A 14,901-nucleotide genomic window follows, 5' to 3' on the forward strand; every position below is an offset into this window, starting at 1 on the left:
TATGTATTCTCATGTACTTAAGGAGGAAGAATTTCATTGTCCATTGAAGTTGGCAGCGTGGTTGAGGGCGTAGTCACGGGTATCAGCAATTTTGGTGCCTTTGTGGAGTTGCCGGAGGGAAAGACCGGACTCATCCATATTTCAGAGGTGGCCGATGTCTATGTAAAGGATGTCCATGACTTCCTGAGCGAAAGGGACAAGGTCAAAGTCAAGGTGGTCAGCGTAGATGACCGCGGCAAGATTGGTCTTTCCATCAAGCAGCTTCAGGAAAAGAAGCCTGAGGAGGCAGCGCGTCCCGCAGCCGGTGGTTCTTCCTTCCGTGCCCAGGGCGGACCGCCCCGTGCTCCCAGGGATTTCCACAGGCAGGGAGGACGTTTCGGGGGAGCCCGTACTTCCGCTTCCTTTGAGGATAAGCTTTCCAAATTCCTGAAGGATAGCGACGAGCGTCTCACGGATTTGCGCCGCAAAACTGACTCCAAGCGTGGGGGACGGGGTTCACGCCGTTCAGACTGACTGTTTATTGGCGTACATAAGCACTCTGTTACCAGGGTGCTTTTTCTGCTTAAGGCGTGTTGATTAAATGAACTTGGTTCAGATTTGCGGGGATTGGCTGTCCATTGCAAGGCGGCAAACCGGAGACATAGCGGTGCTATGTCGAGGATTTGTCAACGTAGCAGGGACAGTCAAGAACCGTGAAGATGGGCTTAGTGAATTAATCAACACGCCGTAAATCAAGGAGGATAACTTCCATGTTGGAAGCCTTGCTGAAGGATACAGCAAAATTCTGCGAAAGGGAAGGACTTATCCCCTCCGGCGCCGGAGTGCTGGCAGCCTGCTCGGGAGGGCCTGACTCGCTGGCGTTGCTGGATATTCTCTGGCGGCTTTCAAGGCTGTCCAAGTACAATTTCACTGTGGAAGCCGCTCACTTTGAACACGGCATCAGAGTGGAGGACGGAGCCTCCCGTGAGGATGCCGCCTTCGTGGCGAGATTCTGCCAGGAAAGGGAGATTCCCTGCACCATCGCCCACGGCGATGTGCCCGCTTTTGCAGAGGCTGGCAAGCTGTCCCTTGAAACTGCTGCCCGCCAGTGCCGCTATGAATTCTTGGAGAAGACCAGGAAGGCCCGGGGGCTTGACCTGATTGCCACCGCCCATCAGGCTGACGACCAGGCGGAAACGGTGCTCATGCGGCTTTTGCGGGGCACGGGCATCACAGGGCTGGCAGCCATGCGGCCCAGGGCGGAAGGGGAGCTTCCCCTTATCCGCCCCCTGCTCTTTGCTCCCCGGACTGCCATTGAGGGATACTGCAAGATGCGGGGACTGACCCCCCGGCAGGATGCCACCAATGAGCTCCTGGACTGCACCCGCAACCGCCTGCGGCTGGAAACCATGCCCAGGCTCAAGGAGGAGTACAATCCCCGACTGGTGCAGGCCCTCTGCCAGCTGGCCTCCATCAGCGCCGCAGAGTCTGACTTCATAGGGGCAGAGGCGCAAAAGTCTTTTGAAAGATTAGCAGGAAAAGAGGGCCTGGAAGCAGAAGGTTTTAGGAAACTGCCACAGGCACTCAAATGGCACGTACTGAGGCTTTTCTGGCAGCAGGAAACAGGTTCCCACAAGGACCTGCCCTATGCCCATGTGCAAAGGCTCTGCCATGTCCTGGAAACGGGCCATGCCGGCAGCCAGCAGCAGCTTCCTCACGGCAGGTGCCTGCGGCTGTACCGGGAAAAAAAGAAACTTTATGCAAGACTTATGTAAGAGGAGAGGTAAACCCATCATGATGAGAGACGATATCGAAAAGGTAGTATTCAGCGAAGAGCAGATCCGCGCGAAGGTTGCCGAGCTGGGCCGCCAGATCACCGAGGACTACAAGGACGTGAAGGAGGAAATCTACTGCGTTGGTATCCTGAAGGGAGCCGTCAACTTCTACACCGACCTGGTGCAGCAGATTGACCTGCCTGTGCGCTTTGACTTCATGATTGCCTCCAGCTATGGCAATGGCACCTCTACCACGGGTTCCGTGAAGATCCTGAAGGACCTGGACTATGACATTGAGGGCAAGCACCTCATCGTCATTGAGGACATCATCGACTCCGGCACCACCATGAACTATCTCATGAAGTATTTCCGCGAGAGGAAGCCTGCCAGCGTGAAGCTCTGCTCCCTGTTGTCCAAGCCTTCCCGCCGCACGGTGGATGTGAATATCGATTACTGCGGCTTTGAAGTGCCTGATGAGTTCCTGGTGGGTTATGGCCTGGACTATGCTGAGGTTTATCGCAATCTCCCCTTCATCGGGGTCTTGAAGCCTGAAATCTACGCTTAATTCTAGCTTGAAATATGGATAAAATCTTGCAGGGCAGGGATTCATGGCCCTGACAGAAGGAGGGGCAATGGATTGAACAAATTTCTACGCAACGTAGGCTTTTACCTGCTGATCATCCTCGTGGCTATTTCCATCATTGACTATTTCTCCACCAAGCAAACGGTGAACAAGTCGGTGGAGTACAGCCAGTTCCTGCATCAGGTAGATGCCGGGGAAGTACAGAAGGTCACCCTGATCAAGAATACGATTCAGGGCAAGCTTTCAGATGGGACGGATTTTACCACCATCACACCTGATGAGCCTTATAGTGACCCGCATCTCTATGAGAAACTCACCGCCAAAGGGGTGGAGATAGCGGCGGACAATCCGCCGGAGCCGCCCTGGTGGTCCACCATGTTCTCCTCTATCCTGCCTATCCTGCTCCTCATTGGTGTCTGGTTCTTCATTATGCAGCAGACTCAGGGGGGCGGCGGCAGAGTCATGTCCTTTGGCAAGAGCCGTGCCCGCATGAGCGGTGCGGACAAGATCAAGGTCACCTTCCAGGATGTGGCAGGGGCTGATGAAGCCAAGCAGGAGCTTGAGGAAGTAGTGGAGTTCCTGAAGGACAAGGACAAGTTTACGGACCTCGGAGCGCGCATTCCCAAGGGCGTGCTGCTCTTTGGCCCTCCGGGTACAGGCAAGACCTTGCTGGCCCGGGCGGTAGCCGGTGAGGCCGGGGTGCCCTTCTTCTCCATCAGCGGCTCTGACTTCGTGGAGATGTTCGTGGGCGTGGGTGCTTCCCGCGTGCGCGACCTCTTCGAGCAGGCTAAGAAGAATGCTCCCTGCATCGTCTTCATCGACGAGATTGATGCCGTGGGCCGCCAGCGCGGCGCAGGTGTAGGCGGCGGTCATGACGAGCGCGAGCAGACCCTGAACCAGCTCTTGGTGGAAATGGACGGCTTTGCTGCCAACGAAGGCATCATCATCATCGCCGCCACCAACCGCCCGGATATCCTGGACCCGGCTCTCCTGCGTCCCGGCCGCTTCGACCGCCAGATTGTGGTGGACAAGCCCGATGTGCGGGGCCGTCTGGCTATCCTGAAGGTTCACACCAAGGGCAAGCCCGTGGCAGAGGATGCAGACCTGGATGTACTGGCCCGTCGTACCCCCGGCTTCACCGGTGCTGACCTCAGCAACCTGGTGAACGAGGCAGCCCTGCTGGCTGCCCGCCGCGACAAGAAGAAGATTTTCATGGCAGAACTTGAAGAAGCCATTGAAAGGGTAATGGCCGGCCCCGAGCGCCGTTCCCATGTCATGAGTGATGAGGAGAAGCGCCTCACCGCTTATCACGAGGGCGGTCATACCCTGGTGGGCATGATGCTGAAGCATGCCGATCCTGTTCACAAGGTCACCATCATTCCCCGTGGCCGCGCCGGCGGCTACACTTTGATGCTGCCCAAGGAGGACCGCTCCTACGCTACCCGCAGCGAGCTGATGGACCGCCTGAAGGTGGCCATGGGCGGCCGGGTGGCAGAGGAAGTGGTGCTGAAGGAAATCAGCACCGGCGCCTCCCAGGACATCCAGCAGGCTTCCCGCATCGTGCGCAGCATGATCATGCAGTACGGCATGAGCGACCAGCTGGGGCCCATAGCTTACGGTGAAAGCCAGAACCATCAGGTGTTCCTGGGCCGTGATTTCAACCATCAGCGGAACTACTCCGAGGAAGTGGCCAGCGAAATAGACAAGGAAGTGCGCCGCTACATGGAGGAAGCCTACGAGGCCTGCCGCCAGATCATTACGGAGCATCGGGACCAGCTGGAGCTCATAGCCCAGGCCCTCATCGAGCGCGAGACCCTCAGCGCCAAGGAACTGGAGGAGCTCCTGGAAAAAGGCCGCCTTTCCGAGCAAAAGGATGACAACGATGGTCCTAAGGATGACGGCCCCAAGGATGGCGACCCGGCTCTGATTCCTCCCATGTTCAAGCCCATCCCTGTGAAGGTGCCCGTGCCTGAAGCAGAGGAGAAGGAAAAGGAAGAAGAGGTCACGGTGAAATCCACCGAGCCCAAATTCAATGTCACCCATTTTGATGACTGAATAAAGTCAATACAAGCGCCCCCTATGATGACACAGTTTTCACTGTCTTTCAGAGGGGGCTTTTTGATATAGAAATACCGTGGCTGAAAGGAGCGAAGGTATGCAAGTCAATGGCGATTTAGCCAATATCAAAACTTACGTGCTGGAAAAGCTGAAGGCTCTTTATGAGCTGAAAGTGCCCCTGGGGCAGATTTCCACCCGGGAGCTCAATGAGGAGATGCTTTCCATCACCGAAGATACGGACAGGGAAGTGGCGGTGTATCTTAACCGGCAGGGCAAGGTGGTGCAGGTGTCCCTGGGGGATACAGCGACGGTGGATCTGCCTGAATTCAAGCAAAAGACCCGATCGGATCTGCGTCTGTCGGGCATACGCTGCATCCATACCCATCCCGGCGGGGATGTGCGGCTCAGTGCTCCTGACCTGTCTTCTCTGCGCCGGCTGCGTTTTGATTGTATGGCAGCCATTGGCCGCAGGGAGGACAAAATCTTCGGCTGTCTGGGTTTCTTTTCAGGAGAAATGAGCGAGGACGGCACTCAGCTGCTGACCCAGTACGGCCCGGTGGAAGACAAAGTGCTGAGCCAGATAAATCTCAATTACCTGGTGACAGTGGTCAACAAGAAACTGGCGTCCCAGAGCACGAAAAAGACCGAAGATGAGGTGGAGCGGGCCATCCTTGCCGGGGTGGAGCGTCCCGGCAGCAGCTGGCCTATAGAAGAGTCCATGGAGGAGCTCAAAAGGCTGGCAGATACGGCCGGTGCCAAGGTGGTAGGGGTCTTCACCCAGCGCAAGGAAAAGCCGGATGCAGCTTTTTTCTTAGGCAAGGGCAAGGTCAATGAGCTTTCCATGGAGATTCAGAATCTGGAGGCAGACCTTTTGATCCTTGATGATGAATTGACCCCTTCCCAGCAGCATAATCTGGAACGTGTGCTGGGGGTGAAGGTCATTGACCGCACGACCCTGATTCTGGATATCTTTGCCAAGCGGGCCAGGTCAAAAGAAGGCAAGATGCAGGTGGAGCTTGCCCAGCTGCGCTATAATCTGCCAAGGCTCACTGGCCAGGGGCTGGCCCTCTCCAGGCTGGGGGGCGGCATCGGCACCCGCGGCCCCGGCGAGACCAAGCTGGAAGTGGACAGGCGGCGCATTTACAGCAAGATTCATGATATCGAAGCACAGATCGAGAGCATGAAGAAAAGCCGCAGCCTGCACCGCAAGCGCCGCAAGGAGTCGCAGCTCCCTTTGGTGGCATTGGTAGGTTATACCAATGCGGGCAAATCCACCCTGCTCAACAAACTTACGGGGTCTGATGTCTTCGCCGAAGACAAGCTCTTTGCTACTCTTGATACCACCACCCGTTATCTGCAGCTGCCGGAAAAGCAGGAAATCCTGCTGACGGATACGGTAGGCTTCATCCAGAAACTGCCCCATACCCTGGTCAAGGCTTTCCGGGCAACTCTGGAGGAGGTGCAGGAGGCAGACTTGCTGCTCCATGTGGTGGACTGCAGCAATGAGAATGTGGAAGCCCAGATTGAAGCGGTGGTGTCAGTGTTGGAAGAACTGGAGGCAGCGGAAAAGCCCATGCTCTATGTCTTCAACAAGGCTGACCAGCTGGATAATCCCCATGCAAGGGAACGCCTGCTGCATGGCTGGGGCGGTGTGTTCATCTCCGCCAGGACAGGTGAGAATCTGGAGGCCCTGCAGCGGCGCATGGAAGGATTTTTCAGGGAGAGCCAGGTGCGCATGACCCTTCTTATCCCCTATGACGAGGGGGCGGTAGTGACCAGATTGCACAAGCTGAATGCGGTGGTGGAAACGGCCTACGAAGAGACAGGTACGAAGCTGGAGGTTCGGCTGCCTCTGTCGGAAAAAGATCATTTCGTGAAATATGAGGTAATTGATACCAACTGACAATTTAGGAAATATCCACAGGCACCGCCACTCTGGTGATGAACTCTTCAGCATTGGCGGTGCTCATGTCTTCCAGCAGGCTTTCTTCGTAGGAGGGGCCTGCTGGTTTTAATTTGTGTTCTTGCAGATAGTCCCGCATGCGGATCATGTAGAAGGGGTAGAACTGACGGGAGGAGTAAGCCCGGTAGCCGTTGGGCTCTATGGAGTCCGGGCTGAAGATGCCCTGCTGGTCGTAGTAGTGCAGGGTGCGCTTGTTCACTCCTGTGATGCGGGCAAATTCCCCTGTGTGGAAGGTCATGCGGCGTGCCATGAAAAATCCCCCTTGACATTACAGTTACTGTATCCTTTATGCTAAGTGTACAGTGTGAGAACAAAGTGTTCAAGGTATTTATCTTACAGAAAGGAATGATATTATGAGTACGAACACCCATAATCCTCTGTCTTATCACCACAGTATGTGGTCACTGCTGAAGTTTGCGGCTCCCTCCATCGGCATGATGATCGTCATCTCCCTCTATACCGTCACCGATGGGGTATTCATTGGCCGCTACGTTGGCAGTGACGCTTTGGCAGCTTCCAATATTGTCTATCCGGCCTTCAATCTGGTATTGGGGCTGGCCATTATGCTCGCCGCTGGTGGTTCGGCACTTGTTGCCAAGACCCTGGGCGAGGGTAATAGCGAGCTTGCGGGCCGGAGATTTACCCTCATTACTGCCAGCGCTGCTGTGCTGAGCCTGCTGCTGGCTTTCTTCCTCTGGCTCTTTATGGAGCCCTTGCTCTCTTTCCTGGGGGCCAGTCCTGCTCTTTATGAGGATTGTGCAAGCTATATTTCAGCCTTGCTGCCCTTTTTCCCGGCAGCGGCCCTGATGATGGTCTTCAACGCCCTCTTCATCGCCGATGGGCAGCCCATGCAGGGCTTTTTGGTGTCATTGGTGTCGGGGTTGCTGAATGCCGGCCTTGATTACCTCTTTATGGCAGAGCTGGGCTGGGGCATTGTGGGGGCGGCCCTGGGCACAGGGCTGGGTGAGACGGCAGCGGCTCTCATCGGTATCCATTACTTCAGCTGCCGCAGTCTCCTGATACGCTTCAGGAAGCCGGTCCTGGAGTGGCGCACTTTGGGTCAGGCAATGTACAATGGTTCCTCGGAACTGGTGACAGAGCTTTCCATGGGCATCACCACCCTGCTCTTCAATGTCATTACCCTGGCCTGGGCCGGGGAGGACGGAGTGGCGGCCATTTCCGTGATTCTCTATGTGGAAATGCTGCTGACTTCTATTCTGGTGGGGTTCAGCGAGGGCATTGCTCCCATCTTTTCTTATCAGTTCGGAGCCAAGAACTACCGCGAGATCATGCGGCTCATGAAACTGGCCCTCGTGACCATCGGCATTTTCTCCCTGGTTTCCTTTGCCGGTTCCAGAGTGCTGGCAGAGCCTCTTATCAGCATGTTCCTGCCTGCAGGCAGCCATGCCCATGAGCTTACGGTGAACGGCTTCTGGCTCTTTGGCTTCAGCTTCCTGCTATCCGGGTTCAACATCTTCACCTCTGGCTTCTTCACTGCCATATCCGATGGCAGGACTTCGGCTATTGCCTCCTTTGCCAGGAACTTTGCAGGCATCGTGATTTTCCTGCTGGTACTGCCGAAGCTCATAGGCTTCAGCGGCGTATGGCTGGCCGTGCCCGCTGCAGACCTGGCGGCGGTGATGCTTTCTGTCGTCCTGCTCTATGAGCAGAGAAACAGCTTCATTGATTTGCGCCTAGAGCGCTCCCATAAAAAATACGGCCGCCTGTCGCAGGCAGCCGTGAAGTAAGATTATCTTGCCAAATCGGCGAAGATGTCTTTCACAGGTATGATGAGGTCATCATAAAGGCTTACTTTGATGGATTCCTTCAGTTTTTCCTGCGCCTGTTCCTCCTCATCCAGACCTTCCCATTCTTCCTCAGTGTAGTTGTGATAGACTTCGTCCAGCTCGTATTTGCCGTCCTTCAGTTGGTAGACGATGACATATTCCGATTTGGGGTTGATAAGCCAATATTCTTTGACACCATGCTTCTCATAGGTGTCTTTTTTTATGCTCAGGTCACGCTTGGCGGTGGTGGGGGAGAGGATTTCTACTACGAAATCCGGGGCGCCTTCTATGTGGTTCAGCTTGACCTTTGAAGGGTCGCACACTATAAGCAAGTCGGGATAGTAGAACTTCCTGTCCTCGAAGAGGATTTTTGCTTCTGTAAACACCTCGCAACGCTTGCCTTGGAGAAAGGTGTCGATAATTCTTGAAAGTTTTCTTTGAATTCTCAGATGGGGGATGCTGGCGGCGGCAAGCATAACCACCTTGCCGTTTTCCATCTCGTACTTTCTGTCTGCATATTCTTTGAGCTGTTCCATATCTGTCCCTCCTGTATCAGGAATATATCTGATTTTAGGTATATTATAACGCTGGGAGATATGGCTTGCAAATGGAGATACATGATAGTCAGTTCTCGAACAAGGTCATGTCAGCAGCTGTTGCATATCTGTGGGCAATTCTGCCTTGATATCTATTGACTCTTTGGTAACAGGGTGAGGGAAATGCAGTCTGTAAGCGTGGAGGGCCTGCCGCTGCATCAGCTCCAGGCTGCCGCCGTAGAGGTCGTCGCCTGCCAGGGGATGGCCGAGATAGCTCATGTGTACCCTGATTTGGTGGGTGCGGCCAGTTTCCAGTTTGAGTTCCACCAGGCTCAGTTCATGTCCCTCTCTTGCAAAGCAGGAGAGAGTTTTATAGTGGGTGCGGGCCTCCTTGCCCTCCGGGGAGACTTTTCGCAGGATGATGCTGGGCAGGGCCCGGGCGATGGGGGCGTCGATAAGGCCTTCTGGCGGCTTCGGTCTGCCTTCCACTATGGCCAGATATTCCCTGTGGAAGAGTTTCGTGCCGTCCCTGGCGGCCAGCAGGTACTGGACATGAGGCTCCTTGGCTATGAGCACCAGCCCTGAGGTGTCCCTGTCCAGACGGTGGATGGGGTGGTAGCTGTGAGCCTCGCCGTTGCCTTTATAATGGTAGAGGACAGCACCTGCCAAAGTGCCATGTGCTTCTTTGGTGGTGGGGTGTACCAGCTGGCCGGGGGGCTTGTTTACAATCAGCAGATATTCATCTTCATAGCGTATGTCGAGGGGGAGGGCTTCCGGCTCAATATCTGTGGGCTTTTCCACCTGATAGCTCACGGTGTCACCGTCCTTCAGCATGGTGCGGGCGGCGTTGACGATTTCCCCGTTGACCTTGAAGGTGCCGGAGTGCTTGATGCGTTTCCAGAGGGTATTCGATATGCCTTGCTGGCGCAAAAAAGCCTTGGCGGGCATAGTCGCCAAGGCTTCGGGCAGCGCCACCTGGAAAGTGGTCATGCTGCGTTTTCTTCTTCTTTGGCTTCCGGCCTGCCCTTGAAGGCGTCGATGATGCGGAAGCTCAGGGAGAGGATGATGGCTACGATGGTAGCCAAGGACATGCCCTTCAGGGTCACAGTGCCGATGGTAAGGCTGGCGGTGGAAACACCCAGGCCCAGCACGATGGAAGTGAGGAGCAGGTTCTTCGGCTTGTTGTAGTCAACCTTGCCCTCCACCAGGATGCGGATACCGGAAGCGGCGATAACGCCGAAGAGCAGGATGGAGACGCCGCCCATGACGGGAGCGGGAATGCTCTGGATAAGAGCAGCCAGCTTGCCCAGGCATGAGAGGACGATGGCGAAGATGGCTGCGCCGCCGATAACCCAGGTGGAGAAGACCTTGGTGATGGCCAGTACGCCGATGTTCTCGCCGTAGGTGGTGTTGGGGGTGGAGCCAAAGAAGCCGGAAATCACGGTGGAAATGCCGTTGCCCAGGATGGAGCGGTCAAGGCCCGGGTCATGGGTGAGGTCTTTGCCCACGATGTTGCCCGTCACGATCAGATGGCCGATATGCTCGGCGATGACCACCAGGGAAGCGGGCAGGATGATGAGGATGGCGCCGATATCAAAGGCGGGAGTGTAGAAGGTAGGCAGGGCGAACCAGGGGGCAGCCTCCACGGCAGCCCAGTTCACCAGACCGCTGAAGCTGGCGATGATGTAGCCGCCCACCACGCCAATGAGGATGGGGATGATGGAGAGGAAGCCCTTGAAGGCAATGGAGGCGAAGATGGTGATGGCCAGAGTAGCCAGGGACACGGTGATGACCGTGGGATCAACAGCTTCGCTGGTAAGGCCTGCCATGCCTGCAGCCGTGGGCATGAGCTCCAGGCCGATGACGGCCACGATGGCGCCCATGGAGGCCGGCGGGAAGATGACATCTATCCAGCCGGTGCCCACAGCCCGTATGAGAGCTGCTACCAGGCAGAACACCAGGCCTACGGCGATGAAACCGCCCAGAGCGTATTCATAGCTGTACTCGGACAGCACCAAAAACACAGGGGACAGGAAGGCGAAGCTGGAGCCCAGGTATGCCGGGATGCGTCCCTTGCACAGCACCAAGTAAAGCAGGGTGCCGATGCCGTTGAAGAGCAGCACTGTGGCCGGATTCACATGGAAGAGAATGGGCACCAGCACCGTGGAGCCGAACATGGCAAAGAGATGCTGCAGGGAAAGGGGAACTGTTTCTATGAGCGGCAGTTTCTCGTCCACCGCAATGGGACGCTTTTGCAAAGAAGAACACTCCTTTTAGAAAAACTACATATGATTACTGCTGTATATCCTAGCACAAAAGGGGACAGGTGTCCACTTTTTGCAGGGAAAAAATACGCAGGTATACATGGCAGAATTGCAGGAAAAAAAAGATAGAACGGGAAACTCATGATTGGGTTTATCATAATGAGTGATTTATGTACTTGACAGTCTTTTTACTTTATGACATAATGACATTATAGTGACATGTAACTTATGTGAGGTGAGAAATCATGCCTAGCAAGGTGATTCGGGGAGATATAAATATTGCGGCAAGAATTAAGCAACGAAGAGTTGAACTTGGACTTACAATTGAGGAAGCTGCTTCCAGGGCAGGAGTGGGGATGAAGACTTGGAGCAGATATGAAGCAGGGGAGTCTATTCGACAAGATAAGGTAGCTGGATTGTGCAAGGCCTTAAACTGGCGTAGTTTAACTTCGCATGAGGAGAATGAATGTGAATTTTCGTTGGAAAAATGTAGAGAACAAGCATCGTGGTCAAAGTACTTGGAGAAGAATTTCGGTTTGGCAGCGGCAATGTCATTTGTTATAGGCAGTGATATATTATATGATCACATTATGATGGATATGGAAGAACTGTCCATTATGCCTAAAGGAAGTCATATGGGGCAGTTGAATTTTTCTTGTTTGACAGATATGCTGCCTAAGCAGTTTTTGATGCATTATGACTATGATTTCTTATACCATATTAGTTGCGTATTGCATAGTATGTGTAGTTGTGCGCAAACAGGTGGGCAAATCTTGCCGTATAGTGTGATGGAAGAGCTGGTAATGTATCTTTGCAATGAAGAGGCTTCAGTATTTATGGAATTGAATGAAGAAATGTCGGAATTATGTGGAAAGGAAGATGCATACTCAAAGGAGTGGGTTTTTGATTTATTTGGGGATATGGATATAGTAACTTTTCTTTATTCAAACTATTATTTGCCGAAGGGGCATCCATATCACTTTGAGAATTGGGATGAGAGACAGTTTTATACTGAAAATTAAAGACTTCACTAACATAGGGGGGCTAGCTTATGGAAGAGTATATCAAAATCAAGGGCGCTCGCGCCCACAATCTTAAGAACATCAATGTGGATATCCCCCGGGATAAGCTGGTGGTTGTGACGGGGCTGTCGGGCTCTGGCAAGTCCTCTCTGGCTTTTGACACGGTATATGCCGAGGGGCAGCGCCGGTATGTGGAGTCCCTGTCCTCTTATGCCCGGCAGTTTTTAGGGCAGATGGACAAGCCGGACGTGGATCAGATAGACGGGCTTTCCCCGGCTATCTCCATCGACCAGAAAACTACCAGCCACAATCCCCGCTCCACTGTGGGCACGGTGACGGAGATTTACGACTACCTGCGCCTGCTTTACGCCAGGGCTGGGCGGCCCCATTGTCCCAAGTGCGGCAAGCCCATCACCCAGCAGTCCATTGACCAGATGCTGGACCAGCTCAAAGAGCTGCCAGAACGTACGAAGCTCCTGGTCATGGCCCAGGTGGTGCGGGGCAAGAAGGGGGAGCACAAGAAGATCCTCGACCACATCCGCCATGAAGGCTATGTGCGGGTGCGCATTGACGGGGAAATCTTTGATGTCAATGAAGATATCCAGCTGGAGAAGACAAAGAAACATACTATTGAGGTGGTCATTGACCGCCTGGTGGTGCGGGAAGGCATGGAAATGCGCCTGGCAGATTCTCTGGAAACAGCACTGAAGCTGGGGGAGGGGGTGGCCTATGTGCAGGTGGTGGACGGAGACCTCCTGATGTTCAGCGAGAATTTCGCCTGCGTGGACTGCGGCATCAGCCTGCCGGAAATCGCTCCCCGCATGTTTTCTTTCAACAGTCCTTATGGAGCCTGCCCTGTCTGTACTGGTCTGGGCAGTCACATGGAGTTTGACGAGGAGCTGGTGATACCTGACCCGAGTCTTTCCGTAGCCGGTGGGGGCTTTGCTCCCTTGTCCAAGAACAGCCAGTCCTACTCCATGTGTGTGATGAAAGCCATTCTGGAGGAGCGGGGAGACAGTATGGACACCCCTTGGCGGCAGCTGGATGACAATACCAAAGACATTCTTCTGCACGGCTCCGGGAATGAGCGGTTCCGCTTCCACTACACCAATATGTTTGGGGAGTACAAGGAATACAATGTGCCCTTTGAAGGGGTCATGCCCTTGTTGGAGCGCCGCTACCATGAGACGGATTCGGAGGAGATGCGGGAGTCCTATGAGAATTACATGACGGAGATTCCCTGCCAGACCTGCCACGGGGCCAGGCTGAAGCCTGAGGTGCTAGCCATCACCATTGGGGAGAAGAATATCGCCCAGTATACTGACCTGACTATCCGGGAGGCAGACGAATTCCTGACGGAGGCAGAGAAGGACTTCACACCAAGGGAGCAGAAGATTGCCCGGCAGATCCTGAAGGAAATCCATGCCCGGCTGAGGTTTTTGCTGGATGTGGGTCTTGATTACCTGACCCTTTCCCGGGCGGCAGGCACGCTCTCCGGCGGAGAGGCCCAGCGCATACGCTTGGCCACCCAGATAGGTTCCGGCCTTACCGGCGTGCTCTATGTGCTGGACGAGCCCAGCATCGGCCTGCATCAGCGGGACAACAACCGGCTGCTCATGACCCTCAAGCATTTGCGTGATCTGGGCAACACCCTGCTGGTGGTGGAGCATGACGAGGACACCATGAGGGCGGCAGACCAGATCATCGATATCGGCCCGGGGGCAGGCGAGCACGGCGGCAGCATCGTGGCCCAGGGCACGGCAGAAGAAGTGGAAAAGGTCAAAGAATCCATCACGGGGGCATACCTTTCCCGTCGCAAGTTCATTCCCGTGCCCGCCAAGAGGCGTCCAGGTACGGGCAAGTTCCTGGAAGTGGTGGGGGCACAGGAAAACAACCTCAAGAATATTTCCGTGAAATTCCCTCTGGGGACCCTGACTCTGGTGACGGGAGTCTCAGGCTCCGGCAAGTCCACTTTGGTGAACGAAATCCTCTACAAAGGGATTGCTTCCCGCCTTTACCATGCCAAAGGCAAGCCCGGAAGGCACAAGCGCATCAAGGGGCTGGAGAATATCGACAAGATCATAGATATCGATCAGCAGCCCATTGGCCGCACTCCACGCTCCAACCCTGCCACCTATACAGGTGTTTTTGACAGCATCCGCCAGCTTTACAGCCAGACGGCAGAGGCCAAGATGAGGGGCTACAAGGCAGGCCGCTTCAGCTTCAATGTGAAAGGGGGCCGCTGCGAGGCCTGCCGGGGGGACGGAATCCTGAAAATCGAGATGCACTTCCTGCCTGATGTTTACGTGCCCTGCGAGGTCTGCCACGGTGCCCGCTACAACCGGGAGACTCTGGAAGTGCGCTACAAAGGCAAGACCATTGCCGATGTGCTGGACATGACCATAGATGAAGCGGTGGAGTTCTTCCAGAATGTGCCCAAGATAGCCCGCAAGCTTCAGGTCATCAAGGATGTGGGGCTGGGCTACATCAAGCTGGGCCAGAGCGCCACCACCCTCTCCGGCGGTGAGGCCCAGAGGGTGAAGCTGGCCACGGAGCTTTCCCGCCGCAGCACGGGCCGCACTCTCTATATCCTGGACGAGCCCACCACAGGCCTGCATACGGCAGACATCGACAAGCTTCTACTCATCCTGCACCGTCTGGTGGAGGGAGGCGATACGGTGGTGGTTATCGAGCATAACCTGGATGTCATCAAGACCGCCGACCACATCATCGACCTGGGCCCCGAAGGAGGCAGCGGGGGCGGTACCATTGTAGCAGAAGGCCGCCCGGAGGAAATCGTGAAGGTGCCGGAGTCCTATACAGGCAAATTCCTGAAGCCCTTGCTGGAAGAAAAGCTGTAAAATAGGTATACCTCACACTCTTATTTTTACTTCCAGCCTTGAAGGGGTATTGCCCCTTTGTTAGAATCAATAG

12 protein-coding genes are annotated in these 14,901 nt (G+C 54.9%); 8 read left to right on the top strand and 4 right to left on the bottom strand.

The genetic code is table 11. The annotated features are described in order from the left end of the window. Positions 1-36 precede the first annotated feature (36 nt). From BLW59_RS02590 to hflX, 5 genes are all read left to right on the top strand, one after another. Positions 37-513, top strand: coding sequence for a S1 domain-containing RNA-binding protein (locus BLW59_RS02590; protein ID WP_029545119.1), 477 nt, complete (start codon positions 37-39; stop codon positions 511-513). 236 nt (positions 514-749) lie between these two features. Next, positions 750-1,754: a tRNA lysidine(34) synthetase TilS gene (gene tilS / locus BLW59_RS02595; protein ID WP_074695859.1), complete on the top strand. Its 1,005-nt coding sequence runs from the start codon at positions 750-752 to the stop codon at positions 1,752-1,754. A gap of 19 nt (positions 1,755-1,773) precedes the next feature. Continuing rightward, the gene (hpt, locus tag BLW59_RS02600) at positions 1,774-2,319 is read left to right on the top strand and encodes a hypoxanthine phosphoribosyltransferase (RefSeq protein WP_074695860.1); all 546 of its coding nucleotides are present in this window, start codon (positions 1,774-1,776) and stop codon (positions 2,317-2,319) included. A gap of 72 nt (positions 2,320-2,391) precedes the next feature. Continuing rightward, complete coding sequence (gene ftsH, locus BLW59_RS02605; protein WP_029545113.1) at positions 2,392-4,392, top strand: ATP-dependent zinc metalloprotease FtsH; 2,001 nt, start codon at positions 2,392-2,394, stop codon at positions 4,390-4,392. A gap of 100 nt (positions 4,393-4,492) precedes the next feature. After that, complete coding sequence (hflX, locus tag BLW59_RS02610) at positions 4,493-6,298, top strand: GTPase HflX (protein ID WP_074695861.1); 1,806 nt, start codon at positions 4,493-4,495, stop codon at positions 6,296-6,298. 4 nt (positions 6,299-6,302) lie between these two features. On the opposite strand, the gene BLW59_RS02615 is transcribed toward hflX, so the two are convergent. Beyond that, positions 6,303-6,608, bottom strand: a complete 306-nt coding sequence (locus tag BLW59_RS02615; RefSeq protein ID WP_074695863.1) for a MerR family DNA-binding transcriptional regulator — start codon at positions 6,606-6,608, stop codon at positions 6,303-6,305. 103 nt (positions 6,609-6,711) lie between these two features. On the opposite strand from BLW59_RS02615, the gene BLW59_RS02620 reads away from it, so the two are divergent. Then, entirely contained in the window at positions 6,712-8,106 is a 1,395-nt protein-coding gene (locus BLW59_RS02620) for an MATE family efflux transporter (protein ID WP_074695864.1), read from the top strand. A gap of 2 nt (positions 8,107-8,108) precedes the next feature. On the opposite strand, the gene BLW59_RS02625 is transcribed toward BLW59_RS02620, so the two are convergent. The 3 genes from BLW59_RS02625 to uraA form a co-directional block, all read right to left on the bottom strand. Beyond that, on the bottom strand, positions 8,109-8,681 hold the full coding sequence (locus BLW59_RS02625; RefSeq protein WP_074695865.1) for a Uma2 family endonuclease: 573 nt from the start codon (positions 8,679-8,681) through the stop codon (positions 8,109-8,111). Between the two features lie 105 nt (positions 8,682-8,786). Further along, positions 8,787-9,671 (bottom strand): RluA family pseudouridine synthase, encoded by an 885-nt coding sequence (locus tag BLW59_RS02630; protein ID WP_074695868.1) that lies wholly within the window; start codon positions 9,669-9,671, stop codon positions 8,787-8,789. Beyond that, on the bottom strand, positions 9,668-10,939 hold the full coding sequence (gene uraA / locus BLW59_RS02635; protein WP_074695871.1) for a uracil permease: 1,272 nt from the start codon (positions 10,937-10,939) through the stop codon (positions 9,668-9,670). The genes BLW59_RS02630 and uraA overlap by 4 nt, the downstream gene beginning before the upstream one ends. 251 nt (positions 10,940-11,190) lie before the next feature. Between uraA and BLW59_RS02640 the strand changes: the two genes are divergently transcribed. Both BLW59_RS02640 and uvrA read left to right on the top strand, forming a co-directional pair. Then, positions 11,191-11,967 (top strand): helix-turn-helix domain-containing protein, encoded by a 777-nt coding sequence (locus BLW59_RS02640; RefSeq protein ID WP_074695873.1) that lies wholly within the window; start codon positions 11,191-11,193, stop codon positions 11,965-11,967. A 29-nt stretch (positions 11,968-11,996) separates the two neighbouring features. Then, on the top strand, positions 11,997-14,828 hold the full coding sequence (uvrA, locus tag BLW59_RS02645; RefSeq protein ID WP_074695876.1) for an excinuclease ABC subunit UvrA: 2,832 nt from the start codon (positions 11,997-11,999) through the stop codon (positions 14,826-14,828). Positions 14,829-14,901: the final 73 nt, after the last annotated feature.

The organism is Selenomonas sp. KH1T6, from assembly GCF_900108415.1.
GTDB lineage: Bacteria > Bacillota > Negativicutes > Selenomonadales > Selenomonadaceae > Selenomonas_B > Selenomonas_B ruminantium_A.

Bases quoted from the DNA above. Each gene is read 5' to 3' on its own strand.
- tilS (WP_074695859.1), top strand. From the start codon at position 750: ATGTTGGAAGCCTTGCTGAAGGATACAGCAAAATTCTGCGAAAGGGAA.
- hpt (WP_074695860.1), top strand. From the start codon at position 1,774: ATGATGAGAGACGATATCGAAAAGGTAGTATTCAGCGAAGAGCAGATC.
- hflX (WP_074695861.1), top strand. From the start codon at position 4,493: ATGCAAGTCAATGGCGATTTAGCCAATATCAAAACTTACGTGCTGGAA.
- BLW59_RS02615 (WP_074695863.1), bottom strand. From the start codon at position 6,608: ATGGCACGCCGCATGACCTTCCACACAGGGGAATTTGCCCGCATCACA.
- BLW59_RS02620 (WP_074695864.1), top strand. From the start codon at position 6,712: ATGAGTACGAACACCCATAATCCTCTGTCTTATCACCACAGTATGTGG.
- BLW59_RS02625 (WP_074695865.1), bottom strand. From the start codon at position 8,681: ATGGAACAGCTCAAAGAATATGCAGACAGAAAGTACGAGATGGAAAAC.
- BLW59_RS02630 (WP_074695868.1), bottom strand. From the start codon at position 9,671: ATGACCACTTTCCAGGTGGCGCTGCCCGAAGCCTTGGCGACTATGCCC.
- BLW59_RS02640 (WP_074695873.1), top strand. From the start codon at position 11,191: ATGCCTAGCAAGGTGATTCGGGGAGATATAAATATTGCGGCAAGAATT.
- uvrA (WP_074695876.1), top strand. From the start codon at position 11,997: ATGGAAGAGTATATCAAAATCAAGGGCGCTCGCGCCCACAATCTTAAG.